Source organism: Devosia sp. (genome assembly GCF_040509215.1).
In the GTDB taxonomy this organism is placed as follows: domain Bacteria; phylum Pseudomonadota; class Alphaproteobacteria; order Rhizobiales; family Devosiaceae; genus Devosia.
On sequence record NZ_JBEVLL010000104.1, the window covers coordinates 1 to 23,878 of the forward strand.

Annotated in this window: 20 protein-coding genes; 14 read left to right on the top strand and 6 right to left on the bottom strand. The window is 60.6% G+C overall.

What is annotated here, in order from left to right; all coding sequences use genetic code 11:
• The 6 genes from ABW043_RS05855 to ABW043_RS05880 form a co-directional block, all read left to right on the top strand.
• On the top strand, window positions 1-893 hold an 893-nt coding region (locus ABW043_RS05855), incomplete at its 5' end, for a carbohydrate ABC transporter permease (RefSeq protein ID WP_353920289.1).
• A 2-nt stretch (window positions 894-895) separates the two neighbouring features.
• Window positions 896-1,813, top strand: coding sequence for a carbohydrate ABC transporter permease (locus ABW043_RS05860; RefSeq protein WP_353920290.1), 918 nt, complete (start codon window positions 896-898; stop codon window positions 1,811-1,813).
• Window position 1,814: 1 nt separating this feature from the next.
• A complete protein-coding gene (locus ABW043_RS05865) occupies window positions 1,815-2,918 on the top strand; it encodes an ABC transporter ATP-binding protein (protein ID WP_353920291.1) in 1,104 nt (367 codons plus the stop codon).
• 10 nt (window positions 2,919-2,928) lie between these two features.
• A complete protein-coding gene (locus tag ABW043_RS05870; RefSeq protein ID WP_353920292.1) occupies window positions 2,929-3,756 on the top strand; it encodes a glycerophosphodiester phosphodiesterase family protein in 828 nt (275 codons plus the stop codon).
• Between the two features lie 21 nt (window positions 3,757-3,777).
• A complete protein-coding gene (locus ABW043_RS05875) occupies window positions 3,778-4,602 on the top strand; it encodes a glycerophosphodiester phosphodiesterase family protein (protein ID WP_353920293.1) in 825 nt (274 codons plus the stop codon).
• On the top strand, window positions 4,599-5,429 hold the full coding sequence (locus ABW043_RS05880; RefSeq protein ID WP_353920294.1) for an inositol monophosphatase family protein: 831 nt from the start codon (window positions 4,599-4,601) through the stop codon (window positions 5,427-5,429). Before ABW043_RS05875 ends, ABW043_RS05880 begins: the two co-directional genes overlap by 4 nt.
• 213 nt (window positions 5,430-5,642) lie before the next feature.
• On the opposite strand, the gene efeO (ABW043_RS05885) is transcribed toward ABW043_RS05880, so the two are convergent.
• From efeO (ABW043_RS05885) to efeU, 4 genes are read right to left on the bottom strand one after another with little or no spacing between them, the layout of a single operon-like run.
• The gene (efeO, locus tag ABW043_RS05885) at window positions 5,643-6,458 is read right to left on the bottom strand and encodes an iron uptake system protein EfeO (RefSeq protein ID WP_353920295.1); all 816 of its coding nucleotides are present in this window, start codon (window positions 6,456-6,458) and stop codon (window positions 5,643-5,645) included.
• 15 nt (window positions 6,459-6,473) lie between these two features.
• A complete protein-coding gene (efeB, locus tag ABW043_RS05890; RefSeq protein WP_353920296.1) occupies window positions 6,474-7,817 on the bottom strand; it encodes an iron uptake transporter deferrochelatase/peroxidase subunit in 1,344 nt (447 codons plus the stop codon).
• 3 nt (window positions 7,818-7,820) lie between these two features.
• Window positions 7,821-9,008, bottom strand: coding sequence for an iron uptake system protein EfeO (gene efeO, locus ABW043_RS05895; protein WP_353920297.1), 1,188 nt, complete (start codon window positions 9,006-9,008; stop codon window positions 7,821-7,823).
• A 3-nt stretch (window positions 9,009-9,011) separates the two neighbouring features.
• Entirely contained in the window at window positions 9,012-9,851 is an 840-nt protein-coding gene (gene efeU / locus ABW043_RS05900) for an iron uptake transporter permease EfeU (protein WP_353920298.1), read from the bottom strand.
• Window positions 9,852-10,327: 476 nt separating this feature from the next.
• Between efeU and ABW043_RS05905 the strand changes: the two genes are divergently transcribed.
• Both ABW043_RS05905 and ABW043_RS05910 read left to right on the top strand, forming a co-directional pair.
• The gene (locus ABW043_RS05905) at window positions 10,328-10,780 is read left to right on the top strand and encodes an ABC transporter substrate-binding protein (RefSeq protein ID WP_353920299.1); all 453 of its coding nucleotides are present in this window, start codon (window positions 10,328-10,330) and stop codon (window positions 10,778-10,780) included.
• 705 nt (window positions 10,781-11,485) lie between these two features.
• Window positions 11,486-14,341, top strand: a complete 2,856-nt coding sequence (locus ABW043_RS05910) for a PAS domain-containing protein (RefSeq protein WP_353920300.1) — start codon at window positions 11,486-11,488, stop codon at window positions 14,339-14,341.
• A gap of 299 nt (window positions 14,342-14,640) precedes the next feature.
• Here ABW043_RS05910 and ABW043_RS05915 read toward each other — a convergent pair whose 3' ends face one another.
• Both ABW043_RS05915 and ABW043_RS05920 read right to left on the bottom strand, forming a co-directional pair.
• Window positions 14,641-15,510, bottom strand: coding sequence for a MurR/RpiR family transcriptional regulator (locus ABW043_RS05915; protein ID WP_353920301.1), 870 nt, complete (start codon window positions 15,508-15,510; stop codon window positions 14,641-14,643).
• A 33-nt stretch (window positions 15,511-15,543) separates the two neighbouring features.
• Window positions 15,544-16,281: an HAD-IIA family hydrolase gene (locus ABW043_RS05920; RefSeq protein WP_353920302.1), complete on the bottom strand. Its 738-nt coding sequence runs from the start codon at window positions 16,279-16,281 to the stop codon at window positions 15,544-15,546.
• Window positions 16,282-16,424: 143 nt separating this feature from the next.
• Between ABW043_RS05920 and ABW043_RS05925 the strand changes: the two genes are divergently transcribed.
• The 6 genes from ABW043_RS05925 (at window position 16,425) to ABW043_RS05950 (ending at window position 23,669) form a co-directional block, all read left to right on the top strand.
• The gene (locus ABW043_RS05925; protein WP_353920303.1) at window positions 16,425-17,291 is read left to right on the top strand and encodes a metallophosphoesterase family protein; all 867 of its coding nucleotides are present in this window, start codon (window positions 16,425-16,427) and stop codon (window positions 17,289-17,291) included.
• The gene (locus ABW043_RS05930) at window positions 17,284-18,207 is read left to right on the top strand and encodes an ABC transporter permease (protein WP_353920304.1); all 924 of its coding nucleotides are present in this window, start codon (window positions 17,284-17,286) and stop codon (window positions 18,205-18,207) included. The genes ABW043_RS05925 and ABW043_RS05930 overlap by 8 nt, the downstream gene beginning before the upstream one ends.
• The gene (locus ABW043_RS05935; RefSeq protein WP_353920305.1) at window positions 18,204-19,109 is read left to right on the top strand and encodes an ABC transporter permease; all 906 of its coding nucleotides are present in this window, start codon (window positions 18,204-18,206) and stop codon (window positions 19,107-19,109) included. The genes ABW043_RS05930 and ABW043_RS05935 overlap by 4 nt, the downstream gene beginning before the upstream one ends.
• A gap of 92 nt (window positions 19,110-19,201) precedes the next feature.
• On the top strand, window positions 19,202-20,749 hold the full coding sequence (locus tag ABW043_RS05940; protein ID WP_353920306.1) for an ABC transporter substrate-binding protein: 1,548 nt from the start codon (window positions 19,202-19,204) through the stop codon (window positions 20,747-20,749).
• Window positions 20,750-20,812: 63 nt separating this feature from the next.
• Window positions 20,813-22,534, top strand: coding sequence for an ABC transporter ATP-binding protein (locus ABW043_RS05945; protein WP_353920307.1), 1,722 nt, complete (start codon window positions 20,813-20,815; stop codon window positions 22,532-22,534).
• Window positions 22,535-22,976: 442 nt separating this feature from the next.
• Entirely contained in the window at window positions 22,977-23,669 is a 693-nt protein-coding gene (locus tag ABW043_RS05950; protein ID WP_353920308.1) for a spermidine synthase family protein, read from the top strand.
• Window positions 23,670-23,878: the final 209 nt, after the last annotated feature.

Below are 23,878 nucleotides of genomic sequence, written 5' to 3' on the forward strand. Positions count from 1 at the left end.
TGTCCTCGCAAACTCAAGCGCTCTTCGCCAATCGCTGGCTGCCAGTCCTGCTGGTCACGCCGCTGGCTTTGTTGATCGTCATTTTCTTCTACGTGCCGATCTTCCAGGCCTTCTATTGGTCGTTCTTCCTGGAGCGCCCGTTTGGCGGCGGCTCGATCTTTGTCGGCTGGGCCAATTTCGCCCGCGTCCTCTCCGATCCGCAATTCTGGGAAGCAGGCAAGCGCACCGTCATTTTCATGGTGATCGGCTCAAGCCTTGCCGTGCTGGTGCCGCTGATCCTGGCCGTGGCGGCCGATCGTCAGTTGCGGCTTTCCCAGCCGGCCCGCAACGTTCTGGTCTGGCCCAAGGGCGTCGCCGGGGCGTCGATCGGCGTGATCTTTGCTTTTATCTTCAATCCCTTTGTGGGAATTCTTTCACCACTAAATCAGTGGTTCCCCGGCATTTGGGCGCCGGGCATCGACGGCACCGACGCCTTCATCATGCTCATCGCTGCTCACGTCTGGAGCGGCATTCCGTTCAATTTCGTCATCCTGCTGGCGGGGCTACAATCGCTGCCGCGCACCATGCATCAGGCCGCGGCCATGGATGGAGCGGGTGCCTGGCGTCGCATCTTCGATGTGCAATTGCCGCTGATCATGCCGCAGGTGTTTCTCACCCTGGTGCTCGAATTCACCGAAAGCGTCACCTCGGCCTTTGCGCTGGTCGACACCATGACCAAGGGCGGGCCGGGCGGCTCGACCAACCTGCTCGTCTACAAAATCTATGTCGACGGCTTTAACGGCTACGACCTGTCCGGCGCCGCCACCCAGACCGCCATTCTCATGGTCTTCGTCGTCCTGCTGACCGGCGCGCAATTCGCCTTCCTCGGCCGACGCATCAATTACGAGCGCTAAAGATGGTCGAAAACGCCCGCTCCCTCAATTTCGTCGCCGGCACAGTGCTGTTCCTGGGCATGCTCTACATCCTGGGGCCGCTCTATCTGACGTTGACCACCGCCACCCAGTCCCACGAATTCATGCTGCGCAATGGGCTCGTCTGGTATCCCGGCGATCAGTTCCTCGCCAATGTGCTCCGGATCTTCACCGAGACGCGCATTCCCCAGCAGATGGCCAATTCGCTGGTTGTCGCGGTGGGCGATGCCATCGTCACCTGCGTGCTGTCGTTCCTTTCGGCCTATGCGCTGGTGTTCTTTCCCGTCCGTTGGGGCAGCGTAGTCTTCGCGCTGATCCTCGCCACGATCATGCTGCCGCTCGATATCCGCGTCATCACCACCTATCAGGTGGCGTCAAACGTCCTCTTGCCGATCAATGCGCTGCTCGATGTCACCGGTCTCAATGGCCTCATCGCGAACCTGTTCGGCGCGCCGGTCATGCTCGAATGGAGCGTGCTCAACACCCATTTCGGGCTGATCGCACCGCTCGTTGCGCATGGCACTGGCACGTTCCTCTTCCGCCAGTTTTTCCTCGTCCTGCCCAAGGATCTGGTAAAGGCCGCGCGCATGGATGGGGCAGGGCCGATCCGCTTTCTCTTCGATATCCTGCTGCCGCTGTCGCGCCCGAGCTTTGCTGCGCTGTTCGTCCTGACCTTCCTCGGCGGCTGGACGCAATATCTCTGGCCGCTCGTCGCCAGTTCCACGCCCAATATGCAGACCGCCGTTGTCGGCCTCGCGCGCCTTGCGCCCGACATGGAAGGCGTGATGCCCGATTTTCCACTGATTATGGCCGGCGCTGTCGTCGTCTCGATAATCCCCCTCGTCATGATCGCCGTGCTGCAACGCTATCTCGTGCGCGGGCTCGTGCTTTCGGAGAAGTAAGATGAACGCAATCGACACAAGCATCGACACCGCTATTCGCGCCGCGGCGGCCGCCATCGTGCTCGACAAGGTCAGCAAATCCTACGATGGAACGACGCAAGTCATTCCCCCGCTCGATGCCGAACTGCGCGCGGGCGAATTCACCGTCGTCCTCGGCCCCTCGGGCTGCGGCAAGTCCACCCTGATGCAGATGATCGCCGGCCTCGAACGCGTCTCCGGCGGCATCATCAGTTTTGGCGCGCGACAGGTGCAGGACCTCGAACCCAAACAGCGCGGCTGCGCCATGGTGTTCCAGAACTACGCGCTCTACCCGCATATGAGCGTCTTCGAAAACATCGCCTATAGCCTCAAGGTCGCCGGCATGCCCAAACCCGAACGCGTGGAGCGCGTCGAGGCGGTGGCAAAGATGCTCGGGCTCTTCGACCTCCTAGCGCGAAAGCCGGGGCAACTCTCAGGCGGCCAGCGCCAGCGTGTCGCCATCGGTCGAGCCATCGTGCGCGAACCCGGCGTGCTGCTCTTCGATGAGCCGCTATCCAATCTCGACGCCCAATTGCGCCACGACATGCGCATGGAACTGGCCGAACTCCATCGCCGCATCGGCGCGACCACCGTCTTCGTCACCCACGACCAGGTCGAGGCCATGACGCTGGCCGATCGCATCCTCATCCTCAACAAGGGCCGGATCGAGCAGTTCGATACACCTAAGGCCATCTATCACCACCCCGCCTCGGTCTTTGTCGCCAAATTCATCGGGGCCCCGCCCATGAACATCGTGCCCGTCACCGGTGACGGTAAAGTGCTGCGGCTCGCCGACGGGCAGGTTTTGGCCGAATGCCCGGTCTTCGGCGCATATCAGCTTGGCATCCGCCCCGAAGACATTCTCGTCGGCGAAGGTCCGGTCAAGGCGAGCCTCCGCTACCGCGAAGACCTCGGCTCCCACGCCATCCTCGCCGCCGATCTCGGCGGCAATCTGCTCCGCATCGCCACCCCGTTTGGCGCCGATATCGGCACCGAAGCCAATCTCTCCCTCTCTTTCCCGTCCGCGCGCCTGCACCTCTTCGACGCCGAGACCGGCCGCGTCGTTCCCGGCGCCTTTACCCGATGAAAGCTCGTCCATGAACTACAAGGATTTCATGTCCGCTCCTGGACGAGACTGCGCCATCATTGCCCATCGCGGCATCTGGCGGGACGCGCCGGAAAACAGCCTTCTCGCCATCGAGGCCGCCATCGCCGGTGGCTATGATGTCGTCGAGATCGACGTCCGCCGCAGCGCCGATGGCGCGCTCTTTCTCTGCCACGACGACAGCCTCTTGCGCATGACCGGGCGCGACGCGGCGGTGGAAGAACTTGATGCCAGCAAGCTCGCTACCCTGCATCTGCGCAATCGCGATGGTGGCGCGGATAACGAGCTGACGGATCAGCGACTTGCTCGCCTCGACGATGTGTTCGATCTCACCCGCGATCGCATCTTCATCCATCTCGACGTCAAGGACTGGGCCCTGATCCCTGAAGTCATCGCCGCCGCTCAGGCCGCGGGTGTCGATCAGCAGGTCGATTTCTGGAGCGCCCTCCGCGACGAGGACGACTTCGCCTGGATCAATGAAAACATCATGGCCCACGGCGTGCCCTTCATCGCCAAGACACGTCTCAATGTGCCTGAAGCCGAACTCCAGACCGAGTTGGTGTCCCGCCTAAAACCTTTGATCTGCGAAATCTACTTCGACTCCATCGAGCAACTAGCTGCGCAAAGGCACCGCTTTGCCGCGGCGGGCATCCACCTCTGGGTCAACACACTCAACGACGTGTCATGCGCCGGCCTCACCGACAGTGCCGCGCTCCGTGACCCCGACGCTGTGTGGGGTCGGCTGCTCGATGCCGGCGTCTCCGCCATCCAAACCGACGAAGCGGCCGCCCTAAAAGCCTATCTCGCCGCTCGGCGCTAACTTCCAACGAAAGCAAGAACAATGACTTACAAAGACTACATCGCCGATCCCGCACGCCGTTGCGCCGTGGTCGCCCATCGCGGCGCCTGGCATGGCGCGCCCGAGAACAGCCTTGCGGCGATAGAGCATGCCATCGCCATCGGCGTCGACATCGTCGAACTCGACGTGCGCAAAAGCCTCGATGGCGAACTCTTCCTGATGCATGACGACACCCTGCTGCGCATGGCCGGTGTTGACCGCGACGCCGAAACCTTCACCATGGCCGAACTGCGGGCCATTGCCCTCCGTGCGGACGATGGCGGGGAAGGCCACGAGCTCACCGACCAGCGCGTTCCGACCCTGAAGCAGGCGCTCGAAATCATCCGTGGCCGCATCTTCGCCGACCTCGACCTCAAGGATCGCGACCTCTTCTCCGAAGTCGCCGCCTGCGCGCGCGAGATGGATGCGGCCCCCTATGTCGACCTCAAGACCACGGTGATGACGCCGGAACACGTGGCCTGGGTGAAGGCGCAGGATATCAGCGGCGTGCCCTTCATGGCCATGGCGAGCTTTACGGAAGGCGGGATCGGCCAGACCCTGTCCGTTCTCTCCGAGCTGAAGCCGTTCATGAGCGAAATCCGCTTCGACCACATCGACACCATCGCGGCCAATCGCTCCGCTTTCGAGGCTGCCGGAATGGCGCTCTGGAAGAACACGCTCGACATGGCTAATAGCGGGGAGTGGACCGACACGGTGGCCCTGACGGACCCGGACAAGATCTGGGGTCGCCTCATCGACGCCGGCATCAGCGCCATCCAGACCGACCAGCCAGCCGCCCTCAAGGCCTATCTCGAGAAACGTGCATGAACGAAATCAGCGACGACATGCTCAAGGCCCTGATGGCCGATATGCGGGCGGTGGCGGAGCAGGAAATCCTGCCCCGCTTCCAGGCCATCACCTCGGACACCATGCGCGCCAAGACCGCGCCCGACGATGTGGTGACCGATGCCGATATCGCAGCCGAGCACGCGCTGAGCCGGCTCTTGGCCCAGCGACTACCGGGTAGCGTGGTGGTCGGCGAAGAAGCGGTTTCCGATGACCGGTCCATCCTCGACCGCATTGGCGCGGCCGAGTTGGTGGCGATCATCGACCCCGTCGACGGCACCTGGAACTTTGCCCATGGCGTGCCGACCTTCGGTTCGATCCTGGCCATCGTCGCCAATGGCAGAACCATTGCTGGCATCATCCACTACCCAGTCATGGGCGATTTCCTCGTCGCCCGGCCTGGGCAGGGCGCCTGGCACGTCGCTCCCGACGGCGCGATGAGCCGTCTTTCGGTAGCCGAGCCAGGGCTGATTTCGGAAATGCACGGCTTCGTGCCGCTCCACATGTTCGCGCCCGAATTGCAGGCCGAACTAGCCCCGCGCGTTTTGCGCTTTTCGCGAACAACCACGTGGCGCTGCTCCGCATGGGAATATCGGATGCTGGTGACAGGAGCCATGAGCTTCTGCCTCAATGCCGGCATCATGCCCTGGGACCACGCGGCCGGCGTGCTGATCCATGCCGAAGCCGGCGGCTATGCTGCGCTGGTGAGCGGCGAGGGTTATCGCCCGACCGTGACCGACGGCTTTCTACTTGCAGCACCGGATCAGCAGAGCTGGGAGGAGATCAGGCGGGCCCTTTTCGAAGACTGATCTCGGAGGCGGCCGAGCCGCGCTGCCTCTCACAATCGGCGTCAAATGGCCTGAAACCGACTGCCCGCAATCTACTCCGTCTGACATTGCCACGCCTCGAGGGAATGTCCTACTTTAGGAAATCGCAAAGGCTGCCGGAGTTGCTAAAAAGGGGCGCCTGCTGACCTGCCGGTTGAGACTACGAGCAAGCAGGCCAGTCGCGCCCCTATGCTGCTAGTCGAGGCCGAGCTTGCCGCGTAGTGTTGAGAGGTCTTCGGCGAGGGTGTTGATCGCTGCCGAGAGGGCGTTGCGGTCGGCTTCGGTCAGTTCAAGATAGGAGACGTAGCCATCGCCCTTTTCGTATTTGGCAAGGGTGGTGAAGACCTTGTCGAAATTGGCGTCCACTTCCGTGAGGAAGTCGACTTCCGTGTCCGCGATCAGAGGGCGGACGAGATTGACGATGGTGTAGGCGCCTTCCGAGTTGGCCTTGAAGTCCCAGAGATCGGTGCGGCTGTAGCGGTTTTCCTCGCCGGAGATCTTGGTGAGCGCCACTTCTTCCATCAGCACGGCTGCGCCACCAACGACCTTTTCGGGTGGGAAAGTCAGAGCCTCGATGCGGCTGTGCAGTTCGGTGACATCGGCGAGCAGCTTGTCGGCCACTTCGTCGAGATCCTCCGTCGAATTGCGTGACCACAGGCCATATTCGATGCGATGGAAGCCCGGGAATTCAGGATCCACCTCGGCCAACTCATAGTCATCGGCGCGCGAGTCGATGGAGACGTCGAGATCGCTGAAGAGTTCTGCAATGGGCTCGATTTCTTCATAGGGCACGCGCACGGCGGGATAGAGCGCCTTGGCTTTTTCCAGCTCACCCGACTTGATGGCATCGACGAATGCCGTGACGCCCTCGATGAGCTGCGTCGTGCGTTCGGTGACGTAGAGCTTGTATTCGACGATGGGCTCGACGAGATCGAGCTCGGACTGGGCAAAGGCCGGCCCCGAGATGACCAGGCCAAGCGTGGCCATGGCGAGCATGTGCTGCAGTTTCATGTTTGTCTCCTGCAATTAGGACGTTTGCGTTTGGGCCTTTCGGAGGGCAGCAATCAGCGTGCTACCCAAATAGTCTGCGTCACCGCGCATGCCGGGCAGGGCGAAGAAATAGCCGCCGCCGACGGGCTTGATGTATTCCTCCAGGGGCTCGCCATCGAGGCGCCGCTGTACGGCGATGAAGCCCTTTTCGAGGTCCGCCTGGTAACAGATGAACAAGAGGCCCTGATCGAGCTGTCCTGCCTTGGTGACGCCATTGGAATAGTTGAATGGACGGCGGAGAATGATGCTTTCGGCGGTCTCCGCCGTGCGCGGATTGGCGAGACGGATGTGGGAGTCGAGTGGGGTGGACAACCCCTCCATATCGGCGGCGTAGTCGGGCACGTCGAACTCGCTGGCGTCCGGTTGATCAAGCGGTGCGCCGCTATTGCGCACGCGGCCCATGATCAGTTCCTGTTCGCGCAGCGGCGTGCGGTCCCAGCGTTCGACGAAATTGCGCACGATGCGGACGCTCTGATAGCTGCCGCATTCCGCCCATTCCGGCTCGCCGCTCCTAGCGCCAACCCAGACCAGTTGGTCCATGACATGGTCGTCGCCAGCATCGGGATTGGCTGAGCCATCACGGAAACCGAGGAAATTTCGGGAGCTTTCGACCGATTGATCCAGTCCCGGAGTGATCACCGGCACATTGCCTTCCTGTTTCCATTTGAGGACCAGCCGGTCGGAGAGGCTCTTGATGATGTCGCGCAGCGCATGGATCGTTGTGTCTTGCGTATTGGCGCAAATCTGCAGCGACAAATCGCCATGGCAGAGCGCCGCATCGAGCGCATCATTGGGAAAGCGAGTCATGCGAGAGAGACGCATGGGCTTGTGATCGATAAGCCATGCCCGGTCGTCGAACAGCGATGCGCCGAGACCAATGGTGATCGTCAGCCCGTTCGGGCGGACGATTGGGCCGACAATGCCGGAATCGGACGGGGGCAGGCGCGGGTCCGCTAGCGGCGGCTCCCCGCCAACTGTCAGAAAGCCGATGCGCGCGGTGAGGCGGCGGAACAGGTGTTCGAGATCATCGGGTGTGTCGGCAATGACGCCGAAGCTGGCTACCATACCGTTGGCAGGGCGCGGCGTCGCGATCCCGGCCTGATGCAGACCCTGGAATGGCACGCGATCATCGGGCGACGTAGCATTGGCCAGGGGCGCATCGGTAACGTGTCCATTGGCCTCCGCCGGCAAAACGGCCGGCGCTGCCAGGGCGAGAGTCGTGAACGGACAGGCGCCCGCCAGCAGGCCGATGCCGCCAAGAAAGCTTCGGCGCTTCAAATTGGACGATGAACTCGGCGATTTCGTCTTGTCGTTTGCCATGGTTCACCCAAGACCAATGGCGGGGTTCAACGCAGAAATGGCGTCGGCCAGAGCCTGGAAGGCAGCAGCGATTTTACCGCGCGCGGCAGCGTCGACACTGTCGTACGCGGGGTAAGCATCGCCGTTCTTGAAACTAGCCAGAGTACTGCGGGCAGCAGCGAGATCGTCGACAACTCGTTGGGCGATAGCCGGGTCGGCATTGCCAGCGAGTGGCAGGATGAGGGTAACGCTCTTTTCCATGCCGTCGAGATTGGCCTCGATCTCAGCGAGATCGCTGAAAGACCATCGGTTTTCACCCGAAGCGATCTGGCTCTCGCTCAAGCGGGCCGCTTCGCGCTGGGCACTGTCGGCCAGGTCCTGCGGGAGGAGTTTGATCTGACGCAGCCGCGTTTTTAACTCGGTGACATTGGCCAGCAATGTGTCGGCAACAGGGGCAAGGCCAACGATCGAGTTCTGCCCGAAAAGACCATACTCGATGCGGTGAAAGCCGATGAAACCTGCGTCATTCTCCCGTTGCTCAAGGTAATCCGACAGTGGATCTATGGCGTTCTCAAGATCGGCGATGCGGTTGCTGACTGCTTCCATGCGCTTGTAGGGCAGGCGCGCGGCGTGCCATGCCGCACGTGCAGCGTCGAGGTCGCCTGCATTGATGGCTTCCGATAGCTTTTCGGTGGCGTTGACCAGGGCTGTGGACTGGCCGATCAGAAACACCTTGTATTCCGAAAGCGGGCCGATAAAGGCGGTGATGGGCGGCTGGGCCCGCTCGGCTTCGGACTGTTCGGAGGGAATGACGGTCAGCGTACCGCGCGGATTGGAGAGCAGGCCGCAGGTGATCTCGTAGCTGCCGGGCAGAAGCTTGGCGGTGAGCAGCGAATGAAAGCCCGGCGCGATGTTTTCTCGTTCCTCAACCACATAGACGCCGTCGAGAATCTCCCATTCGATGGGGTGGGTCGAGGCGTTGCTGATTTCAAAGGTTGCGCGGCCGGCGGGCACCGTCAAATCAGCCGGCTCGCAGGTGCTATCGGCCACTTTCACCTTGTAGATGTCGCCGCGTTCCGGCCCCGTGGCGGTCTGGCTCGCGTAGTAGAACAGTCCTGCCGCGGCCACGACCAATAGGGCCGAACCGGCCAGCGCAAACGGGATGAGGCGCGACGGCGTCGCGATGCCAGCGTCTTTTTCTGATGAGCCCATGATCTATTTTCCAGCGACCGGAACGGCTTTTGACGTTCTGGCGGCCAGGGGTCGGAAGAACAGGGTGAGGGTAACGACGAGATAGAGCGCCCAGATCAGCACTTCGCCGACAGCGGGCGCGTCGTGATAACCGAACATGCCGGAAAGCACAGTACCTGTCAGGCTCGACAAGGGCAGGATTTCGGTGAGGTCATAGGCCCGGTCTTGCAAGAGGTTCCAGATGCCGGCCTCGTGCAGGTTGCGCAGAACACTGCTCAAAAGGCCCGCCGCCACGACCAGAATGAACAGCCCGGTCCAATGGAAGAAGTGGCGCAGGTTGATGCGCACGCCGCCGTAGTAGATACCAAACCCGATTGCAGCCGACAGCGCGATGCCTGCCAGCGCAGAAAGCGGCGCGGCCGTGCCCGGGCTTTGCTGGAAAATGGCGAGCAGGAAGAAGACCGATTCCAGGCCCTCGCGCGCCACGGCAAAAAAGGCCATGCCGATCAGCGCCCAGGCGCCGCCGCTGCTTTGGTCTAGCGCGCGGTCTATATCCTCATGCAGTCCGGCCTTGATCGAACGGGCCGCCCGCCGCATCCAGAAAACCATCCAGGTAAGCACGCCAACGGCGACGAGGCCGATAATGGCTTCGAACAATTCCTGCTGCTTTTGCGGGAACTCGCCGCCCAACAGCAAGACGACAGCGCCCGCGAATAATGAAAGTGCGACCGCGAGGAAAATACCGACCCACACGGTGGGTATCCAAGCCTGACGGCCGGTCTGACGCAGATAAGTCGCGATGATTCCAACCAGCAGCGCCGCCTCGATACCCTCGCGCAGCATAATCAAGAATGGCGCTAGCATGGCACACTGGGCTGGTCAGGCGGCGCAGCGCAAAGCTGCTGTACGCGGTCGTATTCGTATCGATGAAACATAAAGGCCGATAACCCCGTAACCGGGGTAATCCGTAAGGTGAGTTCCGATGTCACGTTATAGCGCGACCGACAGCTATTCAAGGTGATACTAGTGCGACCGCCATCCGCTAGTGGCGGCGCCATTAAGTGTCCAACGATGAATGAGCGACTCGCGGTTTGGTCCATAGTCAGTCGTGGTGGCGAATTGGAACGTTCGTTCTTTTGGACGTCGGTCAAATGGCAAAAATGGAACTTTTGCGCCGTCACAGACGGAATGCGGAACAGAGCGTCGTAACTTCGATACCAACGTATCGGCGATTGCGCCGAAGTTGAACTGGTCGCGTGCGCCGGTTCCCGCGACGATCCAACCATCGATGAAAGACCGACCCCTCTGGGCTCGGCTCCTCAGAGGATGGAAGGATGGCAATGCAACACTCGCTTTTTCTGTCGCCCCTTGCGGCGTTTCTGATGGTGTCGGCACTCGGCAGCACGGCCATGGCCCAGACGGCCTTTGCGCCTGCCGCGCTGACACCCGATGAGATCGGCGCCGGCCCACGGCTCATCTATCTGCACAACGAGTATCCTTCGACGCTCGACCCGCAAAACACCTCGGCCTTTGTCGGGCAGCTGGCGATGGAGATGTTCGATACGCTCGTGACTTACGAGATCGATCCGACGACCGGCATTGCCGACCAGACCAGGATCGTGCCGCGGCTGGCGGAAAGCTGGGAAATCTCGGACGACAACAACACACTGACCTTCCACCTAAATCCTGCAGCAAAATTCTGGGATGGCTCGGCCGTAACGGCCGAGGACGTCTATTGGTCGATACCGACGCCCGACGTTCCTGCGGCGTTAGAAAATGAACCATGGCCTTGAGAGGGTGACATTCCTTGGCCATGTCTAAGGGCGGTGATCGCGAACTCACCGGGGCGATTTTTGCATATTCAGGCGAACTTTTTTTGCCTTTGATCATTTTCCACGGCGAGCGGCCGGTGTGTGTTGATGACGCTCTCGCGCATTGAGTGCTGAACACGTCTTTTCCTGAAGAGGGCATTCGACATCACAGGTGCCGAATGTCTCTGTGACAATGCCCCGGCTCGTCCGGGGCTTTTTGTTATGGTGCAAGTTGACATAACGAGCTGCGTTTTTTGAGGCTCTGCTTGAATTCTATTCCCTGTGGGGAGAGTGACGGCGTTGACTGCAGAGACGGTCGATGAATTTGCCAACCGATCAACCCTCTGGGTGGTCTGGAGTGTCTCAGGCAAGAAAACAGCCCGCTTGACCTCTCCGGGTCGCCATAAATCCTCCAGACCCTTCGAACACATGGCAACCTAGGGAAGGCGTGGTAGTTTCTTGAATTGGTACGAGCTTGCCTACAAAGCTTGATTCAAGAGAGTGACGCGGGTGGACATGGCAAGCGGGAATGTGTCGAGTTCAAGTGGGGAAGGCAAATCCGACGCGACAACGCTATTTGCCGGACCCGGCGAGGTGCGGGCACTCGCAAGAACTCTTGATTGGTCGGCGACCCCCTTGGGACCAACTGAGGGATGGTCCCCCGCACTGCGAACGCTGGCGCGGTCCATGTTCGATTCACCCTTCCCGATCTGTCTTTGGTCCGGACCGACATACGCCCTCATCTACAACGATCCATACCGACGAATTCTCGCCGCCAAGCACCCTGTCGCATTGGGAAAGCCTGGCTCGATTGTCTGGGCGGAAATCTGGGATGAGCTTCAACCACAGTTCGATGGTGTAAGGGCTAACGGAGAGCCAGTCTATTTTGAGGATGCTCCGTTCGTGATGGCCCGCCTAGAGGGTGGAGCCACGGAGACCGCCTGGTTCAACTATTCCCTCTCTGCGCTGCGAGATGAAGATGGCAGCGTCGCGGCAATCCTCAACATTACCCCAGAGACGACTGGTCGCATCATGCTTGAGCAGCGGCTCCGCGACGAGCAGGTAGCGCTCGCTATGAGCGAGGAGCGACTGCGGCTGGCCGTCGACAATGCCGATGTGGGATTTTGGGATGTCGACGTGATCGCTGACCGACTGACTTGGCCTCCGCGCACCAAGGCCATGTTCGGTATTTCTGCCGATGTGCCCGTGACCATGGCCGACTTTTACAACGGGCTTCATCCCGATGATCGTGAACCGACGACTGCCGCTTATATGGCCGCAGCAGACCCTTCCCAGCGAGCCCTTTACGACGTTGAGTATCGGACGCTGGGAAGGGAGGATGGCGTAGAGCGATGGGTCGCAGCGAAGGGACGCGGCGTGTTCGATGAGGCGGGACGCTGCGTAAGGGTCACTGGTACAGCACTTGAGATTACCGCCCGCAAGACAGCGGAGATACGCCGCAATGCACTGGTTGAGCTGACGCGAGCCATTAGGGACCTGCAAGAGCCGGAGGAAATCGCTTTCGCCGCCGCCGAAGTGCTGGGGCAAACACTCGGCGTTGCTAGGGTAGGATATTCCGCTATCGACCCTGTTTTGGAAACTCTTCACACGGATCGCGACTGGACTGCGTCAGGGGTAGAAACGCTGGCTGGGATCGTGCCCCTGCGAAACTATGGTTCATTCATCGATAGCCTCAAACGAGGCGAGTTCACCGTCATCAGCGATGTCCGGACCGATGCTCGGACTGCAGATGCCGCCGGCGCCCTGGAGGGCATGAGTACCCGTGCTTTTGTAAACGCGCCGGTTCTGGAACACGGAACGCTTGTTGCGGTCTTCTTTGTCAATCACAGTGAAGCTCGAAACTGGAATGCCGGTGACCTTGGCCTCATCAAGGAATTTGCGGAGCGTACGCGTATTGCCGTCGCCCGCGCTCGCGGCGAGCATGCCCTGCGCGACAGCGAAGCACGGCTGCGCCAACTGAACGAAACACTGGAAGCTCAGGTGGAAGCACGTTCGGCTGAACGAGACCGGCTATGGACTCTTTCTGAGGACATGTTGGCTCGGGCGGACTACAGCGGGATGATGTCGGCGGTGAGTCCAGCCTGGACGCGGGTGCTGGGTTGGAAGGAAAACGAACTACTCACACGCGGGTATGCAACCTTCATGCACCCCGAGGACGAACCTCCTACGCTTGCGGCGATTGGACGTATGGCGCAAACGGGCCAGCCTGCACGGTTTGAGAATCGCATTAGTACTCGCGATGGCGGTTGGAAACACATTGAGTGGACTGTTGCCCCAGAACCCGACGGCATTAATTTCATCGCCGTAGGACGTGACCTGAGCGAAGTGAAAGCCCGCGAAGCCGAACTTTCCACAGCGCAGGAAGCTCTGCGCCAATCTCAGAAAATGGAAGCTGTCGGTCAGCTAACGGGTGGCTTGGCCCACGACTTCAACAATATAATTGCCGGGATCGGCGGCAGCCTGGAAATGATGTCGATCCGTTTGGCTCAAGGTAGGATTGGCGATCTCGACCGCTACCTGACCGGCGCTTCTGGGGCAGCTAAGAGAGCTGCGGGCCTAACCCAGCGTCTCCTCGCATTTTCGCGGCGACAAACTCTCGATCCAAAGCCAACCAATATCAACTCATTGGTCAACGGCATGCTCGACTTGATCAACCGTAGCGTTGGTCCGGAAATCCATGTCGAAACCGCTGGTGCGACTGGCTTGTGGACAACTTTTGTCGATGCCGGCCAACTAGAAAATGCTCTTCTAAACCTCTGCATCAATGCGCGTGATGCCATGCCCGATGGCGGCAAGCTTACCCTCGAAACGTCCAATCGATGGATGGACGAGCGCACCGCCGCACAGCATGCGATGTCGCCGGGCCAATACGTCTCACTATGTGTGAGCGACACTGGGACTGGTATGTCGGAAGACGTGATCAAGCGAGCCTTCGACCCCTTCTTCACCACAAAGCCAATCGGTCAGGGCACCGGTCTGGGTCTTTCGATGGTCTACGGCTTTGCAGGCCAGTCAGGCGGCACGGTCCGCATCTATTCTGAATTGGGTCAGGGCACCATGGTATGCATTTACCTTCCCCGGCACGCAGGCGAGGCGGAGACGCAGGAGGCTCCCCAGGAGACCGGCGAGACTCCACGCGCCGCGATCGGGGAGACCATCATACTCGTCGACGACGAACCACTCGTCCGAATGATCGCCAGCGAAGCGTTGGAAGAACTCGGTTACAATGTCATCGAAGCCGGCGAGGGAGCCTCGGCTCTAAAAGTGCTGAACTCTGACAAGAAAATCGACCTGCTTGTCACAGACGTCGGGCTTCCTGGCGGCATGAATGGCAGGCAGCTGGCCGATGCAGCTCGCGTTGCAAGGCGCGGCCTCAAAGTCCTATTTATCACCGGTTATGCAGAAAATGCCGTTCTGAATCATGGACACCTCGAACACGGAATGCATGTTTTGACCAAACCGTTCCAGATGGAGGTGTTTGCGCGGCGAGTGAAAACGCTCATTGACGAAGAGCAGGGCTAGGACGAGCTCGGCTTCGGGTCTTTGAGGGAAGTGGCACCGCCATGTCGTCGCAGATGAGCAGCCAATGCGCTGTCGGCCTTAACCGCTGAGATGCAGGTAACAGCCAGTCGGCTTACCACCCCTGAAACACACCTAACGACAGGGAGCAAAGTCCGCTCCTGTAAGGCATTGATCTCTGCCGAGAACTGCTGTCGCTTTTAACTAAGCGGCACAGGGCTAGTCCAAGAAATACTTCATCGACTGGCTGGCGTTTCTCGTGGTCGATGGCCGGGCTCGCAGCCTACTGTTCATTGGGTAGTCTATACCCGTTTGACCGAGAGAACGTCGAAAGTCTTGTCGATGGTCGCGACGGCGCGGTCATAATCGGCCAGTGCCAAGGCGGCGATGAGGGTGTCGATCACCGCCAATTGCGCGATGCGACTGGTCATGGCTTCGGTGCGGAACTGGGTTTCGCGCGCAAGAGTGTGCAGCACGATATCTGTGTGGGTCAGAAGCGGGGACCTGCCGAAATTTGTGACGGCGATCGTGGTCGCCCCGGCTTCCTTTGCGAGTTTTGTTGCCGTCAGCGTCTCGATGGTCGAGCCGGAATGCGAAATAGTTAGAACGGCAACCTCGGGATCACAAAGTGAGCCGGTGATTGCCATAACGTGGCTGTCGACACTGACCCTGGCAGTAAGTCCGATGCGCAGCAGGCGGTACATCGCATCTTCGGCGATAGGGGCAGCTGAGCCGATGCCAAAAACTTCGACGCGTTTGGCAGCGCGGATAGCGGTTACCGCCCGCTCGAGTTGCGCCAGATCGAGGGCGTTGCGCGTGTCTTGCAGGGCCTGTACACCGCCGCCAAAAATCTTGGAGACGACATCGGCGAGGCCATCACTGGGGTTGAGGTCTTCGTGGATGAACTGAACCGGCTGCACGAGGTCGCGCGCCAGGGCGATCTTGATCTGCTGGAAGCCGCGGGCGCCAAGTTGCTGGCAAAGGCCGACGACGCTGCCTTCGCTCGAACTGGTGCGTTCGGCCACTTCGGTCACAGACATATGCACGACATCTGCAGCGTTCGCCGTGATGAAATCGGCGATACGACCTGCCGTTGGGGCGAGGTCGGCGCGAATGGCGGAGATGCGGTCCAGCACGTTCATCAGGCGCTCTTGCTGTTTTGGCTCTGCCATGCGTCTGCCCGTTTCATCATAAAATTCGGCCTACTAGAGCACGTGGGTGACGGTTTCACGAAGCAGGTCCGGGAGTTTTCCCGGCATCACCTGCCAGAACGGTACGCCAAGTCCAATTGCGCCGGCGCCGTCAGTGCGCGGATTGTCGCCGATGACGACGCAATGCTGTAGCGCGATGCCGATCCGGGCGCAGGCATGGCGGAAGAGTTCGGGTTGCGGCTTGCCGATGACGCGATGCGGCACGGGGCCGGTGACGGCAAGGAGCGCGGCAGCGAGGGCGCCGGCCTCGGGCACGGGATAGCCATCGGCGCCGGGATGGCTGAGATCGGGGGCCGCCACCAGCACATCGGCGCCGTCGCGCACGGCGCGAGCAGCTATGGCGAGTTTTGTGTAGCTGAACTGGCGGTCACGCGCGACGATCACTGTGTCGACATTCCTCTCCGCCAGTTCAAAACCCATATTTCGCGCCATACGGCGAAGGGCAGGGGAGCCGAGCAACATCAGGCGTGAACCCGGATGCTTTTCCTCGGCGGCCTTCAAAGCGGCAACGCCTGCCAGAACGATCCGCTCGGATGGCACCGGCAAGCGCCATTCCCTAAACTTGCGGGCAAGCTGTTCGGGCGTGTGTTCGCTGTCATTTGAGACAATAGCGAACCGATCGGCAGTGGCATGGATGAGCTCGCGTGCGCCCGGTAACAGGTGATTGCCCGAGGCCAAAGTGCCGTCGAGATCGATGAGAAATCCCTGGTGGGCGTTGAAATTGAACGACACGCAAAGCACTCCTTGAATGGCTCAAGGGTGATTTGAGATAGTCTCAATGTCAAGTTCAGAAAAAATGAGATATATTCATATGGCTGTCACAGAGGCTGGCTATTGGTGGCGTCAACACTGCCAAACCTGCTCAGGACAGCGCCATGAAGATCGCCATAATCACCGACATCCACCACGGTCCGAAATCCCACACCAAGGAAACGGGTTGGGATGGCATGGCCACCATGGAAGCCTTTGTCGAGCATGCCAATGCAATAGGCGTCGATCTGCTGCTCGATCTTGGCGATCATATCTCGGATACCGATTACGCGACCGACGTTCGCGCAGCCACCGAAGTTGCCAACACGCTGAGCCAGTTCAAAGGCCCGCGCTACCATGTTGTCGGCAACCATGACGTGACCAACCTCTCCATTGCCGACAATGAAGACATCTTCGGCCAGTCGATGCAGAGCCAGGTGTTCGACCTTGGCGCTGCGCGGCTTATCCTCTGGCAGCCCGGCGTCAATATCGGCCTGCCGGGTGGCTTTGCCCCGACCACCGACGCGCTGCCCTGGCTGGTCGAAACGCTGGAGGCCGACAGCAAGCCCGCGATCATCGCGACGCATGTGCCGCTCTCGGGCCACAGCCAGATCGGCAATTTCTACTTCGAGAACAATTACCAGTATTCGACCTATCCCGACCACGCCGCCGTGCGCCGCGCCGTCGAGGCGACTGGCAATGCCGCCATGTGGCTCGCTGGCCATGTCCACTGGAACACGGTCACTCCAGTTGCCGGCATCCAACATGTGACTGTCCAGTCCATGTCCGAGCGTTTTACGACTGCGCCGGCTTCCGCCAATGCCTTTGCCGTCCTCGAGATCAATGACGATCTCGCTGACCTGACCGTCCACGGCAATGACCCGTTCCATGTCAAGCTGGCTTTCCGTCGCTCGGGCGATCGCCCTTGGCTGACGCCAATGGGCCCGTTCGGTTCGGAAGCCGAAGTTGCCGCCGAGCTTGAAAATGCTTGATCAGCTGGCCCGCCGCACTCTGGGGGCGATTGCGACGCTCGGCGTCGTCATCGTCGCCGTCTTCTTCGCGACCCGCCTATCCGGCAATGCGGCGGACTATCTGCTGCCGCCTGGCATCGACGCCAATACCAGGGCTTTGATGATCACCCAGATGGGGCTCGACCAGCCGCTGATGCTGCAATTCTGGCACTATGTGCAGGGCCTCTTCAGCGGAGACATGGGGATCAGCCTCTTCGAGCGGCGGCCAGTGCTCGACATCTATTCCGAGCGCCTGCCCAATACGCTGATGCTGTTTGCCTATGCGCTGGGTCTGTCGGTGGCGCTGGGCCTACCGCTCGGGCTTGCCGCGGCGCTCAATCGCGGCAATGCTCTGGGCGCGGCGATCATGAGCGTGGCCTTTGTGGGCTACGCGACGCCCAATTTCGTCCTCGCCATCATCATGATCCTGGTCTTCTCGTTCAACCTCCATTGGTTGCCGAGTTCTGGTTCGATGAGCCCGATCCACTTCCTGATGCCGGCGATCGTGCTGGCGGCGCCGATGCTGGCCGAAATCATCCGCTTCACCCGCAATGCCATGCTCGATGTGCTGGGCCAGGACTATCTGCGCACGGCCCGCGCCAAGGGTCTGCCCGAGCATCTGGTGGTGGGCAAACATGCCTTGCGCAATGCCGCCATTCCGGTCGTGACGATCCTCGGCCTGCAGGTCGCCGGCATGGTGGCGCGTGTCGTCATCGTCGAGAGCGTCTTTGCCACCAAGGGCATTGGCGACCTCGTGGTCTTTGCCGCCATCGGCCGTGACTATCCGGTCCTGCAGTTCGGCGTGATCCTGATCGCCATGATCGTCGTCACCTCATCGCTGGTGGTCGACTACGCCTATGCCGCCCTCGACCCCCGCGTAAAGGTTGCCGCATCATGACCGAGTTGTCAGCGTCTCTCGCCCCGACCCTGGCCACTGGCCGCAGAGGCAAACCGAGCCTTGTCGCTACTCTCTGGTCGCGGGCCAATCTCTTCACTCGCGTCAATCTCGGCGTCTTTGCGCTGATCTTGATCATGGCGGCGCTGGCCCATTGGATCGCGCCTTTTGATCCTGATGCGCAAAAACTCTTGGCGCGCCTCAAACCGCCGATGGGCTTTGCCGGTGCCAATACAACCAATATTCTGGGCACCGACCAGCTCGGCCGCGATCTTCTCAGCCGCACGCTCTATGGCCTACAACTGACCATGGCGATTGCCCTGATCGGCTCGCTGATTAGCCTCGTCCTCGGCGTGACGCTGGGTGTCGTTGCCGGCTATGCCCGCGGCTGGTTCGGCGGTCTGATCATGGCGGTGGTGGATATTCAGCTCGCCGTTCCCTTTACCCTCATTGCCCTGGTGGTCATTGCAGTGTTCGGCAATTCGCTGCCCGTGCTGATCATCACAATTGGGTTGGCCGGGTGGGAAGTCTATGCCCGCATCGTCCGGGCCCAGGTTCTGGCAACAGCGCGCATGCCATTCGTGGAAGCTGCAGTGGCAGCGGGTGCCAAGCACGACCGCATCCTCGTAAAACACATCCTGCCCAATATCGTGACGCCGATCATCGTCGTGTGGACCATGACCTTTTCGGCGCTGATCCTGGCGGAATCCTCGCTCTCCTTCCTCGGGCTTGGAGTTCAGCCACCAACCGCCACGCTGGGCTCCATGGTCGGGCTTGGACGCGACTATCTCGCCTCCTCGCCTTGGATCGCCCTCGTGCCGGCCATCGCCATCATGTTCGTCTCGCTCCAGGTGCTGCTTATCGGTGACTGGCTGCGCGACGCGCTCGATATCCGCCTCAAATAAGTCCCGGCGCCACGGCGCCGGCCCAAATCCCCTTTCATTCGATGTCCTCCCGACACCGAACCCTTGCGCCTGCCTGCTAAAGGACCAAACAGATGATCAAGACGCTGCTTTCAACCCTCGCGCTCAGCATCATGCTGATCTCGGCTGCCTCGGCGCAGTCCCTCACCGTCGGCGTGCAGAACCTGCCGCCATGGCTCGATCCGGGCAAGGATTTTGGCAACAATGGCAGCCAGATCTATTACAACACCTTCGATCCGCTGATCCTCAAGGACTATTCCCAGCCCGGCGCCGTGTTCAAGCCGGGTCTGGCAACCGCTTGGGAAAGCCTTTCGCCCACCGAATTTCAGGTGACCTTGCGCGAGGGCGTCAAGTTTCAGAACGGCGATCTGATGACTGCCGACGACGTGGTGTTTTCCTTCGAGCGAATTCTTCAGGACATGACGCCCGAGTATGCCGGCATTCACCGCCAGTTCTTCGACAACTTTGCCTCGGTCGAAAAGATCGACGAAGAGACGATCAAGTTCACCACCAAGAAGCCCGAGCCGCTGTTCGAAATCCTCCTCAACACCTCGGAAGCATCCATCGTCCCCAAGGCCTATATCGCTGGTCTTTCCGGCGATACCGATGCGATCGAGCCGTCCGATTTCGACGCTTTTATGCTCAAGCCCGTCGGCACCGGTCCCTATGCGATTTCGTCTTTCCAGCCCGGCGAAAACTTGGTGTGGACGCGCTTTGACGGCTATTGGGGTGACAAGGCAGCACTTGAAGAAGTGACCCTCCGCCGCATTCCCGAATTGGCCACGCGCGTCACTGCGCTTGCCAATGGCGAAGTCGATTTCATCACCAATGTGCCGCCCGATCAGCTGGCGACGATTGCAGGCAATCCCGCGCTTAAGGTCGTGGGCAATGTGACGCCGCTGTTCCACATCATCTTTTTCAACACCCGCAACCCGTCGATGGCCAATCCCAAGCTGCGCCAGGCACTCAGCATGGGTATCGATCGCAATCTCCTCAACGAGGCGCTCTGGGGCAACGAGGCCAAGGTGCCCAATACCCACAGCTATGCGCAATATGGCGAGCTGAACGACACCGAGAGCCAGACCTTCGAATACAATCCGGAAAAGGCCAGGGAATTGCTGGCTGAAGCGGGCTATGACGGCTCGACCATCCGCTTTGACACCGACCCGGTCTATTACACCAATGGTCTCCTGGCCGCGCAGGCGATCCAGGAAATGTGGGCCGAAATCTGCGTCAAGGCCGAGATCAACGTGACCACCAAATGGACCGGCCCCGATGCCGACATGCAGGTGCGCAACTGGTCCAACCCGATGTATTTCGCCGATCCCGCCGGCTCTTTCGGCACCATGTGGTCGCCCAAGGGTTCGGGCACTGAAATGGCCTGGACGCCGAACGAGGCCTATCCCGGGCTCTGGGACAAGTTCCGCTACTCGACCGACATTGCGGTCCGCAAAGAGGCCTATGGCGAGATCATGGCCTATGTGAAGGAAGAGATGCCCTTCGTGGTGCTCTACCAGCCCTATGAAAGCTATGGCATGCGCCAGAGCGTGACCTGGGCTCCGCAGCCCGGCCATATCCCCTATGTGCTCGACTTCCGCGCCGGTTCCGTCACCGTCGAATAAGCGCGTGAACCGGGTCGGCGTGTCGCTGCCGGCCCGGGCTCTCCCCTTTTGAAAGGTCCGATCATGAGCGCCAATGCCTTGCTTGCCATAGAAAATCTCTCCATCAGCTTCGGCCGTGGCGACAAGGCCAAGCGCGTCGTGGAAGGGCTGAATTTTGATGTGTACCCCGGCGAATGCGTCGCCGTGGTCGGCGAATCCGGCTCGGGCAAATCGGTCACGGCGTTTTCGGTGCTGGGGCTGACGGCCTTCAATGGCGGCACGATCGACACCGGCGCCATCCGCTTCAAGCGCCGCGATGGCAGCGTGGTGGATCTGGTCAAGGCGGGCGAAAGCACGATGCGAGCCATCCGCGGCGACGAGATTGCCATGGTGTTCCAGGAGCCGATGACGGCGCTGAACCCGGTTTTCACGGTCGGTGAGCAGATCGCCGAAGTCCTGCGCCAACATCGCAGCATGGATCGCCACACTGCCAATGCCAAGGCGCTGGACCTCATCACCCGCGTGCAGATCAATGATCCAGCGCGCCGCTTCACGCAATATCCGCATGAGCTGAGCGGCGGCATGCGCCAGCGCATCGTCATTGCCATGGCGCTCGCCTGTTCGCCGCGCCTGTTGATTGCCGACGAACCAACCACGGCCCTCGACGTAACCATTCAGGCACAGGTGCTGGACCTGATGCGCGATCTCGCCCGCGAAGAGGGCATGGCGCTGCTGTTCATCACCCATGACATGGGCGTCGTCGCCGAAATGGCTGACCGCGTGGTGGTGATGCGCAAGGGACGCAAGGTCGAGGAACAGGCGGTCGAAAAACTGTTCGCCCTGCCGCGAGAGAATTACACCAAGGCGCTGCTCAATGCCGTGCCCAAGCTCGGCTCAATGGCCGGAACGGTCAGGCCGCTGGCTTTCGGTGCTGATCCTCAAACGGCCAAACCGGCGTCCACCGTGGATACGCCACTGCTAGAGGTAAGAAATCTCTCGACTTGGTTCCCCATCCACAAGGGCCTTCTCAAGCGCCATGTCGGCGACGTGAAAGCCGTCGACGATGTCAGCTTCACCATTGGGCGCGGCGAAACACTGTCGCTGGTCGGAGAATCCGGGTCCGGAAAATCCACCACCGGCCGCTCCATCCTGCGCCTCGCCAAGCCGCATGCCGGCGAGGTGCTGCTGGAAGGACAAGATGTCCTAAAACTCGATCGCGAAGCTATGCGCGCCAAACGTCGCGATATGCAGATCGTCTTTCAGGACCCATATGCTGCCCTCGATCCGCGTCTCGACGCCTTTGAACAGATTGTTGAGCCGTTGGTGATTCACCGTGTCGACAAGGGCAGCGCCTTGCGTGACCGCGCCATTGAACTTGTACGCCGCGTCGGGCTCGACGAAGAACACCTCGACCGTTACCCGCACGAATTCTCCGGCGGCCAGCGCCAACGCCTTTGCATCGCCCGCGCTCTGAGCCTTTCGCCCAAGCTGATCATAGCCGATGAATCCGTCTCGGCACTCGACGTGTCGATTCAGGCCCAAGTGGTCAATCTGCTAATCGAGCTGCAGCAGGAACTGAGCCTTTCCTATCTCTTTATCAGCCACGACATGGGCGTCGTCGAACGCATCAGCCACCGCGTCGCGGTAATGCATCATGGCAAGATCGTCGAAATGGGCACCCGCGCCCAGATATTCGAAGCCCCGAGGGAGGCCTATACCAAGACGCTGATCGCTGCAGTACCGGTAGCCGACCCGATCCGCAGCCGTCCAAAATCAACGGGAGTTCGGGAGCTTCTTCCGGCCTGATTCAATGGGATGTTTGCTAATCCGAGCCCCCCGAGCGAACTGTCTGCAAGCCACCCCACACCAGTTGGGCGCTGGCCCACCCAAACTCGGACATTAAGTTAGCCCCCCCCCCCACACACACACACGCGGCCGTTCAAATCGGCAAGGGCTGGCGGTTGCAAGTCAGGTTAGCAGGTGCGTCCTAGCCGGATCTATTTACGTCCTCGGCGCAGCTTCACAAGGCGACATCGAGAGGACCGGCTCGGGCAATCGTACGAAAGCCTTGACCTTTACTATCTAGGCCGGCCGCAAAAGTCGCTGGCGTTCGATATTGTCGTGAATGCTCTGAGACACTGGTAAGCCTGAGACCAAAGCCGACATTTGCGGGAAGTGTCCCGTGACCTACGCTAGATCATAGCGCGGTGCAGCAGTGGCGAGTCGCTGGACGAAACTGGAGATATTGATGCTACCATGGGTAAAACTCGGTGAAACCACCATGCCGGGTGGTGGCGTGATGACCCTCATGCAGCGCGGCAGCGAATTCTCCATCATGTCCGGCGTTGTCACCCTGATGAACAACCGGCTGAACCATTCAGAAGAGCAATTGGCCGCGCTGTCGGCCGCCCGGGTAGGCGCGCGCTCAAAGGCCCGCATTCTGATCGGCGGCCTTGGCATGGGTTTTACCTTGCGCGCTGCCCTCCAGTGCTTTGCCGCCGACAGCGAAATCGTGGTGGCCGAGTTGGTTCCCGAGGTAGTCGCCTGGGCGCGTGGTCCGCTTGCCGTTTTGCACGGCAGCAGCCTTGACGATCCTCGTGTTCGAATTCACCAGGGTGACGTCGCGACCGCCATCGGCGGCGGGAAGCCATTCGATGCTATCCTGCTTGATGTCGACAATGGGCCCGACGGCCTGTTTCGCCCCGCCAATGACCGACTCTACAACGCCGCCGGCCTTGCTGCCGCCAGGTCGGCACTGACGACGGGCGGACACTTGGCCGTTTGGTCCTCTTACTCCGATGCCAGATTCACCAAGCGCCTGAGGCAAACCGGCATGGCGATCGAGGAAGTGACCGTTCGCGCCCGCAGCAACGGCAAGGGCGACCGTCACACAATCTGGATTGCCGTGAGGCCCGACCGGACAGGTGTCAGGCCACTGTAATCCAGAGAGGCAAGCTGCCGTGTCCGGAGCTTGGACTTCCGCTCTCAGCTTACCAAAGTAGGCTGAGAGTGACGATGGGCTTCTCCCAAGCGGCGTAGAGACAATATCACCGCTCGGCCAGCTGACGACCCCATAGCGGCCATTCAGGAACAAAAGCTGATCTCCCGATAGCACACAGGGTTGCGACCAAGGCGACCTTATGCGGGGGC

Excerpts from the sequence above, each read along its gene's own strand:
- ABW043_RS05860 (WP_353920290.1), top strand. The coding sequence starts at position 896 with ATGGTCGAAAACGCCCGCTCCCTCAATTTCGTCGCCGGCACAGTGCTG.
- ABW043_RS05865 (WP_353920291.1), top strand. The coding sequence starts at position 1,815 with ATGAACGCAATCGACACAAGCATCGACACCGCTATTCGCGCCGCGGCG.
- ABW043_RS05870 (WP_353920292.1), top strand. The coding sequence starts at position 2,929 with ATGAACTACAAGGATTTCATGTCCGCTCCTGGACGAGACTGCGCCATC.
- ABW043_RS05875 (WP_353920293.1), top strand. The coding sequence starts at position 3,778 with ATGACTTACAAAGACTACATCGCCGATCCCGCACGCCGTTGCGCCGTG.
- ABW043_RS05880 (WP_353920294.1), top strand. The coding sequence starts at position 4,599 with ATGAACGAAATCAGCGACGACATGCTCAAGGCCCTGATGGCCGATATG.
- efeO (WP_353920295.1), bottom strand. The coding sequence starts at position 6,458 with ATGAAACTGCAGCACATGCTCGCCATGGCCACGCTTGGCCTGGTCATC.
- efeB (WP_353920296.1), bottom strand. The coding sequence starts at position 7,817 with ATGGCAAACGACAAGACGAAATCGCCGAGTTCATCGTCCAATTTGAAG.
- efeO (WP_353920297.1), bottom strand. The coding sequence starts at position 9,008 with ATGGGCTCATCAGAAAAAGACGCTGGCATCGCGACGCCGTCGCGCCTC.
- efeU (WP_353920298.1), bottom strand. The coding sequence starts at position 9,851 with ATGCTAGCGCCATTCTTGATTATGCTGCGCGAGGGTATCGAGGCGGCG.
- ABW043_RS05905 (WP_353920299.1), top strand. The coding sequence starts at position 10,328 with ATGCAACACTCGCTTTTTCTGTCGCCCCTTGCGGCGTTTCTGATGGTG.
- ABW043_RS05910 (WP_353920300.1), top strand. The coding sequence starts at position 11,486 with ATGTTCGATTCACCCTTCCCGATCTGTCTTTGGTCCGGACCGACATAC.
- ABW043_RS05915 (WP_353920301.1), bottom strand. The coding sequence starts at position 15,510 with ATGGCAGAGCCAAAACAGCAAGAGCGCCTGATGAACGTGCTGGACCGC.
- ABW043_RS05925 (WP_353920303.1), top strand. The coding sequence starts at position 16,425 with ATGAAGATCGCCATAATCACCGACATCCACCACGGTCCGAAATCCCAC.
- ABW043_RS05930 (WP_353920304.1), top strand. The coding sequence starts at position 17,284 with ATGCTTGATCAGCTGGCCCGCCGCACTCTGGGGGCGATTGCGACGCTC.
- ABW043_RS05935 (WP_353920305.1), top strand. The coding sequence starts at position 18,204 with ATGACCGAGTTGTCAGCGTCTCTCGCCCCGACCCTGGCCACTGGCCGC.
- ABW043_RS05940 (WP_353920306.1), top strand. The coding sequence starts at position 19,202 with ATGATCAAGACGCTGCTTTCAACCCTCGCGCTCAGCATCATGCTGATC.
- ABW043_RS05945 (WP_353920307.1), top strand. The coding sequence starts at position 20,813 with ATGAGCGCCAATGCCTTGCTTGCCATAGAAAATCTCTCCATCAGCTTC.
- ABW043_RS05950 (WP_353920308.1), top strand. The coding sequence starts at position 22,977 with ATGCTACCATGGGTAAAACTCGGTGAAACCACCATGCCGGGTGGTGGC.